Origin of the sequence: Streptomyces sp. NPDC048275 (assembly GCF_040652275.1) — a bacterium.
GTDB lineage: Bacteria > Actinomycetota > Actinomycetes > Streptomycetales > Streptomycetaceae > Streptomyces.
Genome location: NZ_JBEZLR010000031.1, coordinates 19,529 through 39,495, shown reverse-complemented (window position 1 = coordinate 39,495; position 19,967 = coordinate 19,529). Strand labels below are relative to the sequence as shown.

The 19,967-nt window shown below is 70.2% G+C and carries 4 protein-coding genes; 2 read left to right on the top strand and 2 right to left on the bottom strand.

Annotation, left to right across the window (positions count from 1 at the left end):
• Positions 1-55: 55 nt before the first annotated feature.
• The gene (locus tag AB0D57_RS20050) at positions 56-13,951 is read right to left on the bottom strand and encodes a hypothetical protein (protein WP_362074203.1); all 13,896 of its coding nucleotides are present in this window, start codon (positions 13,949-13,951) and stop codon (positions 56-58) included.
• A gap of 206 nt (positions 13,952-14,157) precedes the next feature.
• On the opposite strand from AB0D57_RS20050, the gene AB0D57_RS20045 reads away from it, so the two are divergent.
• Complete coding sequence (locus AB0D57_RS20045; protein ID WP_362074200.1) at positions 14,158-15,003, top strand: hypothetical protein; 846 nt, start codon at positions 14,158-14,160, stop codon at positions 15,001-15,003.
• Between the two features lie 57 nt (positions 15,004-15,060).
• Positions 15,061-15,363, top strand: coding sequence for a hypothetical protein (locus AB0D57_RS20040; protein ID WP_362074197.1), 303 nt, complete (start codon positions 15,061-15,063; stop codon positions 15,361-15,363).
• A gap of 89 nt (positions 15,364-15,452) precedes the next feature.
• Here the strand turns inward: AB0D57_RS20040 and AB0D57_RS20035 are convergent, their stop codons facing one another.
• Positions 15,453-19,949 (bottom strand): FtsK/SpoIIIE domain-containing protein, encoded by a 4,497-nt coding sequence (locus AB0D57_RS20035; protein ID WP_362074194.1) that lies wholly within the window; start codon positions 19,947-19,949, stop codon positions 15,453-15,455.
• Positions 19,950-19,967 lie beyond the last annotated feature (18 nt).

The following is a 19,967-nucleotide window of genomic DNA, read 5'->3' as shown; positions in this document are numbered from 1 at the left end:
TGACTCTGCTTCCGGTGCCGCTGGGTGCGTCCGGCTCTTGCGCGTACTGCTGCCACTACTGCCCGCCGACGGCCGACGGCGGGGGCGGGGGTGCCTGGTAGTAGGACGGGTTGATACTCGCCCGGTACGCGTTGGTCAGGAAAACCGTCTGGATCGACTTCTCGAAGATCTTGAACGGTAGCTGGATCCAGAACTCCGCGAAACCCTGCCGGTGGAAGAGCCGACCGCCACCGCCCATCACGAGGAGGTTCTTCGCCAGGCCGGTGGAGACCGACGTCGTCATACCGGCGAGGGCATTGATACCACCGTCCATGACGGCGTCCGCACCGCTGAGCTTGACCGTCTGCCCCTGAGCGTTCGAGACGCCCCACACGGCCGCGTTCATGCTGCCGTTCACGAAGGCGGAGATCGTGGCGGCGGCGGCGTTGAACGAGAAGTCGTAGACGCCCCCCTGCCAGCGGGTCGGGACCTCGTTGCCGGCCCACTCGTTGGCCCAGGTCTTGTCGTGGTTGTTGGGCCGGCGGTTCCAGTGCTTGCCGCCGTCGACGTTGGCCAAGCCGGCCTTGAGGCTGCCGGCGTTGCGGAAGCCCTTCATCGGGAGCTCGTGGATCGCTGTGCTCAAGCCGGTCTTGACGGTGGCGCCGACGGCGGCGTTGGCGAACGCCTTCAGCGCGTCCTGGCCGGTGAAGGGCTTGTTCTGGGCGGCGGCGACGATGCCGTTCACCGCGAGGTTGGCGCCGAACTCCAGGATGAACTCCTGGCCGAACTCCACCAGCACCTTCTTCGCCAGTGTCTGCCCGTACGGCGCGTACTTCGCCTCGCGCAGCGCCGCCGAACCCGCGCCCGCGCCGGCGGGCAGGACGGTTCCGTCCCAGGGCATGTGCTGCGCCTCGCGGACCTGGCGGCCCCAGCCGCGGACCTCGGTGAGGTACCCGCGGAAGTCGTACTCGTTGCCGACCGGCTTCATCTGGTTGAACGTGTTCTTCTCGAAGACCAGGCCGCTCACGGTGCGTTGGGCGACCACGTCGCCGTCCTTGTTGTAGCGCTTCCACTGACCGCGCCAGGCATCGGTCTCCAGGAAGCCGTCGCCCACGGCGACGCGCTGCCGGACCACCGTGCCGTGGTCGAACTCCTTCCACTCGGAGTACCGCGTCTCAGCGCCGGTGACGTACTCGCGCACCCGCTGTGGGCCGTGGGTGGAGTACAGCAGGGTCTCCCGCAGCGGGCTGTCGGTGGAGGGGGGCGGGGTCTCCCGCAGCACGACGGGGGCGGTCGGGGCGGCGCCGGTCTCGCCGCTGGGGCCGGGGGATGTCCGCTGCTCGTCGCGGAAGTAGCGGCTCTGCCTGGTCCAGGTGTTCTGCCAGTCGTTGCTCTTCTCGTTCCACCAGGTGCGGACCTCCGGCTCCCGTCCGGGGTCCGTTCGCGTCCCGTTGCGCTCGAACTTGGCACTCAGCCAGCCGTCGCCATCACGCCAGGCGTCCACGTAACGGCCCGAGTCGAGCATCCGGCGCTCCCGGACCAGGTTCTTGCCCGCGTCGACGTCACGGTAGGAGTCGTCCCAGGGCAGCCGGGGGTCGTCGGCGACGCGGAAGAACTCCCGCTTCCCGGAGGCGTGCACGGTGCCCTCGGCGTCCACCTGCCGCCAGGTCCAGTCGGCCTTCCAGGTCGACTTCGTGCCGGCCGGCCCGGTGCCCTGCACGAAGAGGTCGCGGTTTGCGGGGTCCCGGTGCTGGATCCCGGTCAGGTTGCCGTGCGGGTCCCGGGCGACCCAGGTCCTCCCGTGCACCAGTGACTCCTCATGGGCGGCGGGGAGGGCCGGCGGGTCCGCGTACTCGCGTACGACGCCCCCGGGCAGGCCCTCGCGGGCGACCTTCGTGTTCCCCTGCGGATCGCGGAAGACATCCCGCCAGACCACGTGCTCGGGGGAGTTCCGCACCGGGACGCGGTAACCGCTCGTGGTGCCGTCGTGCCAGGGCTGGTGGTCAGGGTTTCCGGGGGTGTGGTCGGGCCGTGGGGCGTGGTCACCGACCTTCAGGGTCCTGCCGTCGTGCAGCTTGGTGGTCGAACGGGCGAACGAGCCGTTCGCCCGCAGGTCCAGGGTGCCGCCGTCGTGGCCGACGTAGCGGACGCCGGACGAGGGGGCGGTCGGCGACTCCTTGGTCCACGCGAACATTTGGTAGGCGTTGTCGCCGAGCACGTGGGCGTACGGGGGCTGCGCCGTGCCCGCGTCCGCCATCCAGCGGGTGCGGACCCAGGTCGGCGGGCGTTGCTCCCGCCACCGCTCGGTGGTCAGGTGGCCGTTGCCGAACACCTCGCGCTTGCCGACCTCCTTGCCCTGCGGTGACTGGCGCTCCCAGGAGCCCGGCAGCGAGCGGTCCCGCCCCAGCGTCCACTCCTGGTACTGCCCGGCACGTTCGGGCAGACGGCCCATGCCCCATTGCCGCTGGACGATGTCGCCGTCCTGGTTGCGGTCGGTCCAGCCTGAGTCGTGCCGGTCCCGGGTGCGGGGGCCGGAGTCCAGTTCCCTGGCGGCGCCGTCGTAGCGGTGCCAGGTCCACGAGCCGTCGGTCTGCTTCACCGCCAGGGTGTGGCCGGCCCGCCCGTCGTACTTCTGCAGGCCGTCCCGGTACTCGCGCACCGGAACGTGCCCCTCCTTGTCCTGCCAACCCGTGCCCGCGGTGTCGTAGTGCCGGTTTCCGGAGCCTCGGAGCTCGCCGTCCTGCCCCCAACGCGCCCAGGTGCTACGGGGGTTGGACCTGTCGAACTGAACGGTGTCGGTGCGGCGGAAGGCGTCGAGCACCTCTCCGCCGGAGAGCAGTCGCCGCTCGAAGACCGGGACCGGCGCATGGGTCGAGCTGAGCAGACGCAGCCTGCCGTTCGCCTCCCCTGCCCGATCGACAACCCCATGGTGGAAGAGGCCCTGGCCCTTGGGTGTGCCCTGGGTGTCCGTGCGTTGCCAGGTACCGCCGGCGTGGTCGACCTCGTAGCGGAAGGAGGTGGGCCGGCCCTTGTCCAGCACGTTGAAGGCCTGCCGGGCCAGGGAGCCATCGGGGTTGAGTTCGAGGAACTCGCCGTGCCGGGGCGAATCCGGGAGGTTGCGCTCGATCCGCACCGTGCCGTTGTCGATGACGGTGACGTCCCAGTTCCGGAGGTGCTCGCCCCTACCGTTCTCCAGCCATCGGGTGCCTTGCAGGGCGTCGGCGGTGGGCTGCTGCGTGACGAGGACGCGACCGCCGGGCTCGTTGGGCAGAGGGGCACCGTCGGCGGTCTGGACGCCGTTCCCGTCGAACCGGCGGAACCTGCTGTCGGCCGCGGTGACCTGGTGGCCGCCGTCGGGCAGCGGGGTCCGCTGTTCAAGGAACTTCCCGTTCGCCGCGTCGAAGACCTCGTGCCGGCCGTCCGGGTGCGCGATCTCGAAGCGGCCGGCCTGATGGTGCGTGACCGCACGGGCGGGATCGGCGCTGAAGGCGTCGTCCAGCCACTGCGGCGCGCCGCCTGCCGGACGGTCGATGTACCCGGCCGGGTCGCCGTGCCGTCCGGTGAGGCGCAGACCGTCGCCGGTGGCCGCACCGTCGCGTCCGAATGTGTCGTAACCCTTGGGGTTCTCGATCCGGAAGCCCTGGCCGTCGCCGAGGCTGGTGACCGTGTCGGGAAGGCTGTTGCCGTCCAGGTCCGTGACATGGCGGGCGCCGCCGTCCTCGGTCACGAGGATCCGGTCGAGGTCCGATGTCCTGCCGTTCGTGCCGGTCAGCCGGAGCCCCTGGTCGATGAGGTGGCTCTCGGCGGTGAAGTACGCCGTGGATATGGAGTCGCTGTCGCCGGCGTGCGCGGTTCCGTCGGGCAGGAGGTCGTCCCTGTCGCGGAACGCGCCCGCGACAGGGCGGCCCGCGTCACCGTTCGTCGGAGATTCCCCTCGCGAGGGCCCGGCAGTCGGGTGACCCATCGCCGGTTCGTCGACGAGGGCGGCGTGCGGCACGCCTCCGAGCATCCTGGGAGGCTTTTTGTTCAGCAGGATCGCGGTCACGTCCTCGGCCAGGGCGCGCGTGGAGCTGCCCGGCACGATGCCGCCCTCTTGATTCTGCAGCGACTGGTACGCCTGTTGGAACTCCGCACGGGTGACGCTGTCCCGCTTCAGTTCCTGGAGCTTCAGGTTCACCGTGTGGAAGAGGTCGACCTCGATGGACAAGGGCTCAGCGGCCGGGCGTGCGCGGAAGGCTCCGGTGTCCTGGTCCTGGATCACGCGCGGAACATTGAGCAGGTCGTCCACACCGGGCAACTCCTCACCCGGCGCGAACTTGTGCCCGTACACATCGACTTCCTGCTGTGGGCCTCGGTGCGCCCCTGTGTGCGCGACACCGAGCTCCATGAGGTAGCGGTGCTCTCCCGACAACCCCTGCCGGTCAAGGCGCACCACTCCCGCCGCGTACGTGTTCATGGCTGCGGCCCGGTGGTACAGGGGGTCGGCGCTCAGCGCGGGCCGACGGGCCGGACGTCCGTCCAGGCCCACCACCCGGACCCCGTGCTTTTGGGCTTCCTCAAGCAGAAGCCGCATCCCTCGGCCCTTGAGGCTCATGTTGGCGTCGTAGCGGGTGACGAACGCGTCAAGCTCGGAGGACATCGTCCCGGTCTTCAGATACGCGTCCACATGGGCTTGATAGCTGTCCCCGCGGATGCTCTCCAGGTAGAGCGTCCGCACGCCCATGGCCTTGAGCTCCGGCATGTTGTCGGCCAGGGACCGCCATACCGGCGCTCCCGCATGCGCTCCGCCGATCGCCACGCCCTCGTTCTGCCTCAGCAGCTGCCGCAGGACCTCGACCTGGTCCGGGGCACTGCTGTTGATCGCGTCGGCCACTTGCTCTTCACGTGCCCGGCGGGTGTCCGGCCTGCCCTTGTACGCGTCCAGTTCCGCGCGCGCGGCCTGACCCATCAGCCCGTCACGCGCGTCCTGTCCCGCCCAGTAACCGCGCGTCCGGGGGTCCCTCCTGCCGAGAGCCTCCAGTACCTCGTTTCTGCCGGCTTCCCACCTCGTACCCGATGCGGGCCGCCCGCCTTCGGCGACCGCCCGGTGGAGCCGACTGTCGGTATCCGCAAGCATCTGCGGGTCCACCGCGATGTCCAGACGTTCCTTGTGAAGGTTCCGCCGGATCTCTTCCGGCAGCTGGCTCCACTCCGCATTCATCAACTGGTTCGGCGTCCGATCTGCCAGGCCGGACTTGCGAGGACCACGGACTCTGATCGCTGCCCCTTCCGGATGGGAGTACAACCCGCTGTGTGCGGTCACCGGCGGCGTTGGGGGGGCGCCGCCGAGGAGGCCACCGCCGCGGGACGCGACACCGTCGCCCAGGATCGTCCTGATCTGCCGTTCCACCGCCTCGGGATGGTCGACGCCCAGCTGCCTCAGCCTGCCGACCGCATCGTCCAGCAGCGCCTCGGCACGCCCCAGCCTCGACAACGGGCTGCTGGACGACACCGGACCGCCATGCTCCGCGAATTCATCACGCAGCCGGTTCAACGCATGCCGCGCATCCAGCATCTCCCCCCACGCCTGGACACGCGCCGGCAGCAGCGGATCGTCCTCCGCGCCGAACAACTTCCGTACCCGACCGGCCTCGTCGGCCCAGGACTCCTCGATCAGCGAGCCGCGCCCCTGCGGTGCCGCGCCGGTGGACGGCTCGTCGGCCGTCCCATGACCGTTCACATCCGTACGGACCGTCGCAGCGTGCATGCCGTCCCCCGCGCCGTTCCGGCCGGGAACGCCGTCGAAGGCGTGGTTGTCGGCGGTGGGGCGCGCGCCCGCGCCGGTTTCGGGGGCAGCTCCCGGCCGGGACGATCCCGGGCGTTCGATGAGGTCGTCGAGGTTCACTCCGACCCGATGTGCCGTGTAAGCATCGCCGGTCCGCTCCGCGTCGACTTTTCCGGCGCTCCCGGGGACAGGGCTGTCAGGCACGCCACGCCCACCGGTCGCGACCGGGTCGAACGCCGAACCGGCCGAAGCGCCGCCATGCCGCGCCGAAGAAACACCGGTGGCCGACGGGTGCGCTCCCGCCCTCCCACCCGCCGGGGCGGGGCCGGCGACCGACAGGTCATGAACACCCGCGGTGCCCGCATGCGGCGCCTGAGTGCCGGTGAGCACGGTGTGCGCACCCGCACCCGCACCCGCACCCGCACCCGCACCCGCGCCAGGGACCCGGGGGCCAGGGGTCAGCAGGTCACCGGTGGCCGAGGCGCCCGGGGTCGGCGCCGGCGTGCCGTTCAGGTGGAAGAGGTCGCTCTCAGGGGGTAGACCGTGGTGGACGGGGCCTCTCGCCGCCCGAGCGTCGACGGACGCGGCGGCGTCGTCCATGACGCGCGGCTGCGGAACGCCGTGCTCGTCCAGGAGGCTTGCGGTGAAGTGGAGGTCGTCGAAGCTCTCGTGGACGCCCGAGCCGGTCGCCGCGGCCGGGCCCTTGGACGCCCACGTCTTGGTGGGCATCGGGAGCGTGTCCACGGTGAACGAGAAACCGTTCCTGTCGGCGAAATCCTCAAGCAGCTTCTTCTGGTGCAGCGCCTGCTCGGCATACATCGCGATATGCCCGTCGTAGAACAGGGCCACGCGGTCCAGATCACGCCAGGTGACCTTGCCGTGGATCTGCGCCTCGAAGTAGGCCTTCAGCCGGGAAGGAAGGTCCCCGGCCTGACGAAGAGCCCGGTACTCGGCGTCGAATGCGAAGTCGGTCGCCTCGGCGAACGCCAGTCGGACCAGTGACTCGTCACCGTGCCTGAGCAAGGGCACCAGATTGCCCAGGCCCGTCACGCCCTCGGCACCTCTGGCCCCTTCGAGGAAACTGTCCGTCGGCGTGTAGGTGGACCTCTGCATCACCTCGGGCTTCAGGTGGAGGACGGCGTTGCCGTAGGACTTCAGGCCCTGGGGCCGGTGGGACGAGGTCAGGGCCGCGTAGCTGGGCAGGTACGAGCGGTCCAGGTCGCTCGGCGCGAAGTGCTCGTCGGCCTCGCCTGTCCGGGCCGGGTAGTTCCCGGATCCCTGCACGGTCCGCTTCACAGTTGCCGGATACCCCAGAGCCTCCTCAGCCGGCCCACGGAGTGGGAACAAGTAACCGTTGTTGTCGGGCGTGGCCTCCCAGGCGTTGCGCAACAGAACCTTGTTGTCCTGCAGCATTGCACCGAGCACCTTGCCCGCGCCGTCCGTGACATCCCCCAGACGCACGTTCACCGTCAGGGTGAGATCACTGCGCAGATGCAGGAGCACACGGTCCACCAGGGAATCCAGTACCCCGTCGATTCCGCCACCGAGCAGGTACCCCTTGGCCCATGGCCACTCGTCGCCGCGCAGCTTGGAGATCAGCGCGGCACGGTCGAGGGCCAGGGACCTCAGACCACGCCGCTCCGCCATGACCAGCGCAGCGACCTGCGGCATCCGCAACTCGTCCCAGACCGTACGGTCCTGAAGGCTGCGGAAGAGGTTCAGATCGTCGGTGAGGGAAGCGACGCGGACGTCCAAGGCCTGGATCAGCTTGTCGTCGGTCGCCGTGCCGCGTGCCTTGCTCAGCGCGTCCATATCCGCCTTGAACGCGCCTTCGGCCCGGTCGGGATGCTGCAGCCAGTGCGCCACCGTCAGGTCGCGGCTCGTCGGAATCAGCACATGGACGTCGCGGCCCGCGGCCTGACCGGCCTTGGCGCCGTCGATCACCACATGGCTGGCCGAGGGCACCGGGCTCGCCGACAGCACGAGCCCCTCGGGGGCCGCGCCCGGCGTCGCATGCTGCTGACGAAGCAGCCTTCGCAGCCCGTCGGACACCGGGGACCCGCCGGGTAGTACCCCGTAGCGCGCCTCCGCTTCCCTCACCTCGGGAAGCGGAGCACCACCGGAGACTTCAGACCACTGCTTCTCCGCGACGGCCTGCTCCATGTCCGCCCGCACGAAACGGTTCCACGCCTGCGCGAGGCTCGACCCGTCGGCATGAGCGGAGCCACCGATCCCGTCGAGATGCCGCTGCTCCGCACCCGCGAAGTCCGACAGCGCGTCATCCCAGGCACGCCTGGTGTCCGTCAGCGCCACACCCGCATCGACCACGGCATGCCCTTGGTCGCGACCCGGGGCAGTGGGCACGAACTGCGCATCAGCACGTTCCTTGCCCTTCACGGACACGCCGGGCGCCTCAGCGCCCTGGTGCACAGCCGCCTTCCCGGCGCCGCCGGCAGCCGGAGCCGGATCCGCTGCGGTGTGCGGTACATCCACCTGCCCGACCCCGCCGGCGTCAGGCGTACCGCGACCGGTGACCACCAGGTCGGAGACCGCGGGGGGCCGCTGGGACGACGTGTGCGCCTGGTCGACGGGGCGGCCCTCTGCCGAGATGCGCGCAGGGGACCCGGTGTGCGGGTCGGTGACCCGCACGGTGCCGTCGGGCAGGTGCCCCTCACCCGAAACCGCACCACGCCCGGGCAGATGGCCACCACCCGAAACCGCACCACGCTCCACACCGGCCCGCGCGTTGATCTCCGCCAGACCCGCGTCAATCCGCTCCGGATCCACACGCAACTCGTCAAGCCGCCTCTGAGCAGTCTCATGAGCCTGACGGAGGACCTGCTCCTGAGAGGACAACTCAACGCGACCGCGCGACGCCCCCGCACCGGCGAGATCACCGTGAGTCTGCTGGAACCGGCCCAGGTCGTAACGCGCCTGTACGAAATCGGCCCAGGCGTCACGACGCGCCCCGTGCAACGCGTGATCCACGCCACCGAACAGGGCATCGACCTGCTCCGTTTCCCGCGCCCACAACCTCTCGATCTGCCCGGGAGTGAGCGTGCCGGTGTGGACCGGCGTCGTGGTGGAACCCGCCGCGGCACGTGCGCCCGCTGCGGATCCGGCGGGTGCGGGAACCGCGGTGGGAGAAGCCAGCCGGGACGCCTCGCTCCGCATTCCGGCGATCCAATCGCCAAGCGGATTCCGCACGAAGTCGTCCAACAGCGTGGTCACCATCGGGCGGGCAGCGTTTATCTCCCCGGCCCGTACACCGGCGAGACGCCCACCGAATTCGGCGGGAAGGGTGAACTGCAAATCGGCACGCTGAATCTGGAACTCATCGGCAAGCCGTGCGAGCGACTGGAAATCGGTGACGCCCTCGAGAGCTTCGATTTCCGCGGCGCGCTGTGCCTCCACTCTCTGGATTACCGAATTATTCACGGCGTCTCTGACGGCCGGCTGGAAATTCGCTTCCCTGATCCGCGCTATGTCCGAGTTCACCATCGAATACGGATTGCGGACATCGTCGATCGCCATCGCCCGGTAGATCGAGGCCGAGGTCAGCGGGTGGGGAGCGGCGCCCTCTTCCCGTAGCAGGAAGATCCAGTTGCTGGCCGGCCGGTTGATGAAGTCCTCAGCCACGCCCTGCGCCATGGCTTGCCGCTCCTGGATGATCCGCAGACGCGGGTCGTTCGGCCGAAGATGCGCACCGACCGTCACAGCCCTGCCGATGTCGCCTTCAAGATCCGCCCTCATGCCGGCACGATTCTTCGCGAAGGAATCCGCCAGGGAACGCAACGTGTCGAAATCACCGACCTCGTCCAGCTTCTTGGCCTCCTGCTCGAAGCGCCGCTCGATCCTCTGGAACATGTCGTCGTAGGCGGCCCGCTCGACAGGCGACAGATCAGTGAAGCTCTGGAATCTCCTGACTGCCTGCTGGAAGTACAGATTCTGCTGGCTTCGCTCGCCTTGCGCCACATCCTTGTAGAACCTGGCGACGTGCCCGGCGCCCTCGTCCTGAGGGTTCAGCTCCAGCGGACGACTGCGGTAATCAGCGAAGTTGATCGTGTTCCCGGCCGATATGCTCGTGCGGTTCTCCTGGCTCAGAATTCGCCAGCCGTTACCGTCGTGCCACAGCATGTTCGCGGCTTCGAAGAGCTGCCCGTCCGGAACATTACCCCGGTAGTACTCACCCGACCCGAACCAGTCGGAGGGCCGCATCTGTCGCCGGAAGTCCGCCGCATGACGCATGTTGGAGACGGGCGACTGGTAATGCCACACCCTGAAACGATCCGCAGTCGAACCCACCGTCACCGTGAACGCGCACCCGTTCATGGCGGGCGTCACCACAAGACGAGGATCGGACGCGCCGGGATTGCGCAGGGCCTCCGCGTGCCCGACCGACCGAAGAGGGTCAGCCGACCCACCCGGCAGATACGGAACGAAAACAGCATCCACATAGTGGCCTTCGCCGCGGAAAGCAGGGAGCTTCACATCGTTCGCAAATCCCAGAAGCGCCGGATCGTAATTTCGCGCGTACCACTCCACGGCAGGAGTCAGCGTATACACCGGCTTGCCCCCGGCATCGACCCGGCCGTCCGACACCAACACAAACCTGTGCTCGGAAATCTCCGGGGAATTCATCGCCTGAAGGAACCGCCGCCGCGTATCCCGACTCAATCCGGGAGCATGAAGAGTCAACCCGTGGTCCATATCCGTGGACAACACATTCGAGCGCAGGAAATCCTCAGGCCCGTGGACCAACTCCCGCTCGGCGCCCACCAACCGCGGCCCGGCCCCACCGACATCAGGCATCCCGCGACCCGAAGACACCAGACCCGAGACCGCGACAGACGGCTGCGAGCTCACGTGCGTCGGATCGATGAGACGACCCTCGGCCGAGAAGGTCAAGGCGGGCCCGGACTCCAACTCGACGCGCACGGTGCCGTCGGGCAGGACATCGGCACGGTACTGGCGTCCGTCCGCGCCGACGGCACTGGCCTCCTCCGGACGCCCACGTCCGTTCAACCGCGTGTGCAGACGAACACCGTTGTCCACACCGACACCACCACGAAGCGGGCCGTCGACCGCGATCCTGATCCCACTCTCGTTGTAGGTGGTCACCACACCCGACGGGGTGTGCCGCACATCGAACCCGCCATCACCACGAGGAGTCACCGAACGCCGCGGATCCGGACGCCCGAACGACTCCAGCACACGGTGACCAAAGGTGTTGTCCGCGTTCCTGGTCACCTCGATGGCCAGACCGTTCGGAGCCGAAACGCCGGACTCGTGCAACTCCACCACACCGGCCACCGGAGCACGCTCGGGTAGGTGCCCCTCACCCGAAACCGCACCACGCCCGGGCAGATGGCCACCACCCGAAACCGCACCACGCTCCACACCGGCCCGCGCGTTGATCTCCGCCAGACCCGCGTCAATCCGCTCCGGATCCACACGCAACTCGTCAAGCCGCCTCTGAGCAGTCTCATGAGCCTGACGGAGGACCTGCTCCTGAGAGGACAACTCAACGCGACCGCGCGACGCCCCCGCACCGGCGAGATCACCGTGAGTCTGCTGGAACCGGCCCAGCTCGTAACGCGCCTGTACGAAATCGGCCCAGGCGTCCCGACGCGCCCCATACAAGCTGTGATCCGCACCACCGAACAGAGCATCAACCTGCTCCGCGTCCCGCGCCCACAACCTCTCGATCTGCCCAGGCGTCAGTGGACGACCCTCGCCGGGACGGACCGGCAGACTCTGCCTGGCCGAGGCTCCCGCGAAACCGTCTCCCGTGCCCTCGGTAACTGCCCGCCCGGAAGCAGGGACAGCGCTCCCGCCCGCATCGCCCCTGACAGGGGCGCCGGCGAAGGCACGGCTGCCACCAGCAGAGCGCCCCGCGGCGCCGGTGTCGACCAGGTCGAAGGCGCCGCGGACGCCGGCCTGCGAGGGAAGGGCGTCTTCCGTCAGATGGGTGGAAGTGGTGGGAGCCGAGGTGCCCGGGGTGGCGCGGTCGGGAACTGCGCCGGGCGGGGGGGAGCCCGGACGGTGGACGAGTTCGTCGAGGTGCAGACGGGTCTGGTTCGCCTTCAGGGCGTTGGTGGTGTGGTCGGCGATGGCCGCTCCGGTGTTCGCGGGGACGGGACTGTCCGGCATCGCGCGGCTGCCGGTCGCGAGCAGGTCGAACGCCGAGGTGGCCGGACCGCCGCCGGCGTGGACCTGGACGACCCCGGTGACCGGTGGGCGGGCTCCCGCCGTCGTACCGGCCGGGGCGGGGCCGGCGACCGACAGGTCGCGGACGCCCGCGGTGCCCGCGTGCGGCGCCTGAGTGCCGGTGAGCACGGTGTGCGCGCCGACGCCGGGGGCCTGGGGGCCCGGGGTCAGCAGGTTACCGGTGCCCGGGGTCGGCGCCGGTGTGCCGGTGAGCACGGTGTTCCCGGGGTGTGCCGCGCCGGCGGGGTTGCCCGGCGCCAGCAGGTCGCCGACGTGTACGGCCCCCGGGGGTGGTGCCTGCAGGGCGGAGAACGCGGAGTGCGTGCCCCCCGCGACGGGCGTGCCGACGGCCAGGTTGAGTCCGTGGGCGGCGGCGGGGGCGCCGGCTGACGCGGGCACGTACAAGCCGGAGGAGTGGAGGGTGGGGGCGGAGCCGGCGCTGATGCCGAGGTTGCCGTCGACGCGTCCTGGCACGGCGCCGAAGCCCTCCATCCGCAGCCCGCTCAACTGGCTTCGCGGGATGTCGACGAGGGCGTCGACCTGTCGGCCGGCGTTAAAGCCGAATCCGGAACGGTCGCCGATCGCACCGACGCCGTTCAGGTTCAGATCGGGCGTCCGCAGCGCGGCAGCGAGGTCCACCGGGCCGACGTCCAGCGAGAACGGCCGCAGGCCCGCGTTGGCGCCGGCCCAGTCGCCCAGGCGCACCTGGTCCAGCTGCATGCGGGGCAGGTCGACGAGTCCGTCGATTCCGCGGGCGCCGAGGACCCCGGCGCCGACACCGTGGCCGACGCCTTGGAAGGCGCCGCTGAAGGCCGAACCGTAGATGTGGTGGTGCATGATGCCGCGTTCGAAGAAGCCGATCCGCAGGGCCTTGACCAGCCCGAACCGGCCGATCTCGGCGGCGTCCACGGGGAGCAGGAGCCGTAGCGACTTCCAGCCGCCGAGCTGCTGCACGGCGAAGTTCCACGTGGCCTTCGCGCCGGTCCACGTCGCGCTCAGGCCGCGTCCGACGTTCGCGGGAAGACCGCGCACGATGCCCGGGATGGCACGCAGGCCCTGCACGACGGAGAGTCCACCCCGCTGGAAGACACCCGGCAGGCCGTGGAGTGCCTGCGGCACCCACAGAGCTCCTTGGCGTACCCAGGTCAGGGAGAGCCGCGCGAAATCGCGCATGCCCGGCAGGATCGTGGTGAGCCAGTAGCCCTTGCTGAAGAGGTTGCGCCACCCTTCCATGGCAGCGCGGGAGCCTACGACGAGCCCTCTCATCGCGCCGTGCCAACCGGCCTTGATGAGCCCGAAGACGGGCAGGCCCCTGGTGGTCGGCGCGATGATGCCGAGCCCGGCGAGGAACACGTCGAGCCAGCCGCCCTTGCCGTGGGAGACGTCGATGGCGGTCTTGATGAAGAGCGCCATGTTCACGCCCATGGCGATCAGGCCCCAGACGCCGCCGAGCACGATGGCTGGAATGATCAGAACGATCGCCAGCCACTTGAACGCCTCCCAGAACACCTCGCACTTCGAGATGGGCAGTCGGATGTTGGACACTGCCTTGATGGCGCCGGCCGCGGTGGCGGCCCCAGCCGCATGATCGGCGGCCACCTGCTCGACCTCCGCGCGGAGGACCAGCAGTTGCGGGTCGTCCTCGGCCAGTCCCTCGGCGGCGTAGTAGGCGCTGTCGGCCCGCTGCTGGAGTCCGGGGAGCGCCTCCGCCCACCCGTTGAGGGTGGCGGCGGCGGTCTCGAACGCCCTGGCCACGTCCTCGATGTGGTTTCGCAGCCGGTTGTCGACCTTCGACCGCAGGGCGTCGGCGGCGGCACCGACGAAGAAGCCGTCGTCGGCGGTGTTCATCACCGCGTCGATCTGGTCCCTGATGGCCCGGGTCCTGTCGCCGAACTTCTTCAGCTCGCCGGCCAGCTCCCTGATCAGCTCGATTTGCCCCTTGGCCGGATCGCCCGCCTTACTCCCCCGGACCTTCTCCCAATCGTACGGACGTGGCATGTCGGGGTTCCTCCCGGGAGCGACAGGACTGGGGCGTATCCACGAAGACCACGCACGAGCTGCCGGTACGGTTCACACGGTCTTCCCAGCGCCCAGGTGCCTGCCGTCAGCGGCGGTTCCCCACCCCCGCGGGCAATGAACCGGCACGCCCCCTGGTGCGTGGTCTCTGCGAACGGAACACCGACGGAGTGCCGGGAGGCTGTCCCTTGCCCGATAAACTCAAGATCGACTACGACCTCCTCCACAAGTCCAAGGCGGACCTCGAGGCCCTGGCAGGGGAGATCGGGCCTTTGCTGAGCACCGGCGTCTTCAGCGACGAGCGCGACGATTACTTCTATTTCGTACTCGGCGACCACGGACTGGCCGACGCGATGAGCGGGTTTCGCGGGAACGCCTTCAACACCTTGCACTCGGCTGACAAGGGTCTCAAGGAGCTGGCCGCCGCCTTCGGGTCGGTCGGCGAGGCGTTCTTGTCCTTCGACGCCGACCTCACCCAGAACATGGGGGTCATGGGCCAGAACCTGGGCCTGCAGAACTGGCGTCGCGACAAGGACCGATGGGACTACAAGCAGTCCCACCTCGATCAGTGCACGCCCGGCAAGGACGGCACGGTACCCGACTTCTGCTCCGCCACGGACCCGGGCGCGCCACCGCTGGAGCAGACGATCCAGACCGAGCACGGCAGCATCCAGACGAAGCTCACGCTCGACGAGAACGGCAACGTGATCAGGGAGGAGTCGACCGTCGTCTACGACGGCAAGGAGCACAAAACCGTCACGAACTACACCGACGGCAACGGCAGCTACACGGCGGACACGACCTACCCCGACAAGAGCACGACCCACATGGAGGTCCACGTCAACGACGACGGTAGCGGCACCATGGTCGTCACCGGCTCCGACGGCAAGCGCGAAGAGTTCACCCGCGGCCCCAAGGACGGCTCCGGCGAACAGCAAAAGTGGCAACCCTTCGAGAAGGACGACCCTTCGGGCGGCAACGGCGGCGGGTCCCGCCCGCCGAAAGAACCGTACGTCTTCGAGGGCAAGTTGTAGCGGCCGCACGCAGGTCGACGCGCCCCAGCCACCCCTTCCACCAAGCAGAGGAAAAACATGCCTTATCAGGGAATCAATCTTGACTACGCCAAGATCGAGGAGGTCACGGGACTACTCCATGACGCCCACGAGAACATCCTCCCCGTGCTGACGAACCTGCGTAACAGGGTGAACGCGCTCGTCGAGGACGGAATGGTCTTCCAGCACTCCAGCGAGGTCATCCGCAACACCTACAACCAGTTCGACACCAGCCTGCTGGCCGCCGTCAAGGGCATCAACGACTTCGCGGAGATGTTCAAGGGCATCATGGAGAACGCCCAGCAGTTCGACCAGGGCATCGCCAACAGCCTCAACAAGTAGCAGCACGCCGAAGAGGCCGGCACAAAGGGCGCCCCCGCCATGCTGGGGGCGCCCTTCATACCGTCAGCCCGGATCACGCTTCCGGGCCGTCACCCCGTCCGCAGCGTCGTCAGCGGCACCTGGACGGCCATCACGTTGCCGTCGCCGGCGGCGGTCCAGCCACGGCCCGGGTGCGGTACCGCCCGGGTGACGCTGTGCGGCAGGCGGACACCGATCAGTTCGCCCTCCCCCATGGTCTTGGGCGCCAGCAGCAGCCCGCGCCGGGCCCGGCGCGCGCTCACCGCCCAGCCGCTCATGCCGCCCTGGATTCCCTCCGCGGACGAGGCGAAGAGCAGGCCGGCGCCCTGGTCGCGGCCCGATACGGCGATGTCCTTCAGGAGCTTGTCCGCGGCGGGATTCGTCAGCAGGTCGGCGTCGTCGATGACGACCACGCGCGGGCCCGGCAGCGCGTCGAGCGCGGCCCGCAGTTCGTCCGCCGACGGATCGGTGTCCGCGAGCACCCGGGCCGTGGCGTGCCGGTCCAGCGCCCGCAGCGGCGACTCGCGCGGGGTGATGAGGACGAGTGAGGCGCCGCCGGCCAGCAGGGACACCGCGAGTGAGGCGAGCGTGTTGCTGCGCCCGGACCCGGCGGGCCCGATCACACCGAAGACGGACGAGGAACCGGCGAGGTCCACACCGACCGGCTCGCCCGCGTCGCCGCCGACCCCGAGCAGTCCCCACATGGGGCGCCGGGAGCCGGCCGGAACACGGTCGTAGACCTCGGCGAACTCCACCGACCGCGGCAGCGGTGCGACCGGGAAGGGCCGCTGTGCCTGAGGCACCTTCAGGTCCCGCTTGCGGGCGGCGGTGCCGATCGCGCGCAGCGCCTCGACCTGCTCGGTGCCGCCGCCCGGGGTGAGCAGCGCGACCTGGGTCTCGGTGCCGCTCAGCACGTGCCAGCCGCGACCGGGCGGGATCGTCGACGGGATCTTGCCGGGCATCAGGCCGACGGCCTGGTAGTCGGTGCGGTCTCCCTGGCGCAGGAGCAGCTTGTGGTCGTTGTGGGCGGCCATGCGGCCGCCCAGGAGGGAGCGTTCCGAGGTGGCGATGACGTGGATGCCCGCGCCGGCGCCTTCGCGCACCAGCCGGATCACCTCGGCCACGAGTTGGCCGTGGTCGTGGTCGTCCAGAATGGCGGAGAGCGAGTCCCAGCCGTCGATGAGCAGCAGGATGTGCGCGGGACGTTCGGACTTCGGCAGCAGTTTGCGCAGTTCGGAGATGCCCGTGGCGTTGTGCTGCTGCGCCAGGTCCTGGCGGTCCGTCAGTTCCTGGTTGAGGCGGCGCAGCAGTCGGCCCAGCCGTTCCATGTCCTGCCGGGACACCACGGCCCCGCAGTGCGGCAGCACGGTGAGGGCGGCCAGGCCGCCGCCGCCGGCGTCGATGCCGTAGAGGTGCACGTCGGCCGAGCTCAGCTTGCGGGCCGCGGAACCGGCCAGCGTACGCAGTACCTGGGTACGGCCCGACCGGGGGGAGCCGATGACGTACAGGTGGCCGAAGGAGGCGAGGTCGGCGACGGCGACCCGGCGCTGCTGGAGCTGTGGCACGTCCTCCATGGCGTACGGGATGAGCAGCCGCTGCCCGCTCACGGAGCCCAGCGCGTCGAGGTCGTCGAGGAGCAGTTCGTCCTGCAGCGGCGGCAGCCAGGGACTGGGCTGGGGGGTGAAGTCCTCCAGCCGGTCCGCGCCGGCGCGGATCTCGGCGACGAGCGCCTGCAGGTCGGTGGGGGCCGGCGCCTGGGGGGCCGAGGCGGCGACCGGGGCCTCGGCGGGCAGCGCGGCGGGGCGTCCCAGGCCTTCCCAGGACAGGGCGGCCGTCCGGACGGGGGCGGTCCGCCCGGGCTCGGGCGCTGCGGTCTGCTGCGCCTTCGGACCGGGACGTTCGGCGCCGACCCAGGCGGTCTGGAACGGCTCGGCCGTCTTCGGGCCGCGCCGTACCAGGGCGCGGCCGGGGGTGCTGGGCGCGATGTCCGCCGCTTCCCTGACGTCGATGACGTCCTGGCTCTCGGTCTGGTCGGTCACCCGGAGCGCGATACGCAGGTTGGTGTTCGCCCGGATGTCGCCGGTGACCACGCCGGCCGGGCGTTGGGTGGCCAGGATCAGGTGGATGCCGAGCGAGCGGCCGCGCTGGGCGATGTTGATGAGTCCGGCGACGAATTCGGGCACTTCGCGTACGAGTGTGGCGAACTCGTCGATGACCAGGAGCAGCCGGGGCAGTGGCGCGAGGCTCGGGTCGGCGGCGCGTTTGGCCTGGTACTCGGGGTGGTCCTTGGCGTCGGTGTCCGCCAGCATGTGCTCGCGGCGCCGCAGTTCGGCACCGAGGGATTCCAGCGCGCGTTCCACCAGGTGCGCGTCGAGGTCGGTGACCATGCCCAGGGTGTGCGGCAGTTGCGCACACTCCTTGAACGCGCTGCCGCCCTTGTAGTCGACGAGGACGAAGGTCAGCTCGTCGGGCCGGTTGACGGCGGCGAGAGAGGCGACGAAGGTCTGCAGGAGCTCGGACTTGCCGGAGCCGGTGGTGCCGGCCACCAGGCCGTGCGGGCCGTCCTGGACCAGGTCCAGGGAGAGCGGACCGTCGAAGCCGGTGCCGAGTACGAAGGACGTGGAGGCGGGGCGTTCACGCCACCCCTCGACGATCCGGTCGGCGCTGGGCGGCTCCTGGCGGAGCAGGTCGAGCAGGCGTACCCGCCCGGGCAGCCCCGCGTCGTGCTCGGGGCTGACGTCCCGCAGCGGCGCCAGGGCGCGGGCCACCTGCTCGCACCACTCGGGCGCCACGTCGTCGGCGCGGACCTTCAGAAGGTCGGGGGCCCCGGGCCGCTTGACGGTCAGCCGGCCCGCCTCGGCGAGCACCACACCGGTGCTCTCCTCGGGCAGCAGCCGCTCCTGTTCGTCGAGGCACAGGCTGAAGACGCGCATGGCCGGCCCGTCGGTCAGCACCTGGACCATGCCCGGCACGTCGCGCAGCCGCCGCGCCCCGTCGGCGATCACCAGGACGTCGGGGTCGGAGAACACGGCGTTGCTGTTGGAGCCGACCGTGCGCTTGCGTGCCTGGATCTGCGAGACCAGTTCCGAGATGCGGGCCGTCGTGGACTCGGGGTCGTTCCCGATCAGGATGAGCGGCCCGTCCGGCGTGGTGCTGCGCATGTGTGGCAGCCATCGCACCCAGGCCCAGTCCGCGGCGCGCTCGGGCTCGGTGAGGACCACGATCCGCAGGTCGCGCGGGCTGTGCAGGACGGCCGCCTGGATGACCAGCCAGCGGGCGAGCGGCTGGACGTCGGCTGCCGGGCCCGCGACGCCGACCACTCCGTGGCTGGGCAGGTCGACGCCGATGGGCGCGTCGGGGATGTTCCAGCGGATCGAGCGGTGGTTCTCGTCCCGGGCGGGGTCCTCCAACTCGCGTACCGAGGGCTGGTCGGCGGTGCCCAGCCGCAGCACCAGGTGGTCGCCGTCGTGGCGGCGCCGCTCCCACAGGCGGCTGCCGGGCCCGGTGGCCATCAGGGCGACGGCGGCGGGATCGGGCCCTGTGACGTGCCGCACCACGCGTTCACGGACGACGGCCTCGCGCAGGCCGTCCTCCAGCGCGGCACGACGCTGGGCGTACTGACGGTCCGCCGTCTCATAGTCCTTGCGGGCGGTGCGGCGGCCGGTGACCCAGTTCGAGACCATCATCAGCGGACCGAGCAGGATGAAGACGAGGAAGTAGTACGACTTGAAGATGCTGATCATGAAGAAGCCCAGGATGATCGGGGCAACCATCATCATCGCGGGGAAGGGCCGCTTGGTCGGCGGCGAGGGCGGCGAGGGCAGCCGGACCCGCTCGGCGTCCAGGTGCGGGGCGAGCCGCGGCGGACGGTTGTAGTCGATTCCCAAGCCGTCCGCGGACGGCGTCACGGCGGCGTCCGCCTCGACGGGCGCGCTCAGCCTGAGCAGCGCGGGCCCGACCGTCAGGTCCTCCCCCTCCGGCCACGGGATCAACTGCCCAGGTGCGCCGGTGCGTTCGGTGGCCACCCGCTCCGGGCGCGTCCGGCGCAGCGCGGTGACGGCGTCGTCCGGCGGAGGCGCGGCGACCCGGCCGCGCACCACGTCGTCGGCCGCTGTGCGGGTCCGGTGCCAGTGGGCGGTGCCGTCGGCGCCGACCGTGACCCACAGGCCGCCCTCGGGTACGCCGTCGCCCTCCAGGCGTATCGCGCACAGCCGCCCGGAGCCGATCTCGTGGCTGCCGAACCCGAGCCGCCAGGTGCGCCCGGCCTGCGGTCCGGAGACCATGTGCACTTCGGCGAGGACCGGCCCGGGGACGGGCCCGGACCCGACGCGGACCCGGTCGGGCTCCGTGCCGGGGGCGCCGAGGCCCAGCATGCCGCCCTCCCGAAGCCCCGCCCCGGCCACGGGGGCGGCGGCGTCGAGCGGCCGGTCGTCCAGGTACAGCTCGCGGGGGCCGCGTTCGTCGACGGCCTTCGCGAGGTCCGCGAAAGTGCTGCCCTCGGGCAGTCGTACGAGATGGTCGCGGCGGACGCCGCCCGCGCCGTCCACGGTGGTGATGGTGAGGTTCACTGTCTTCCCGGTTCGCGC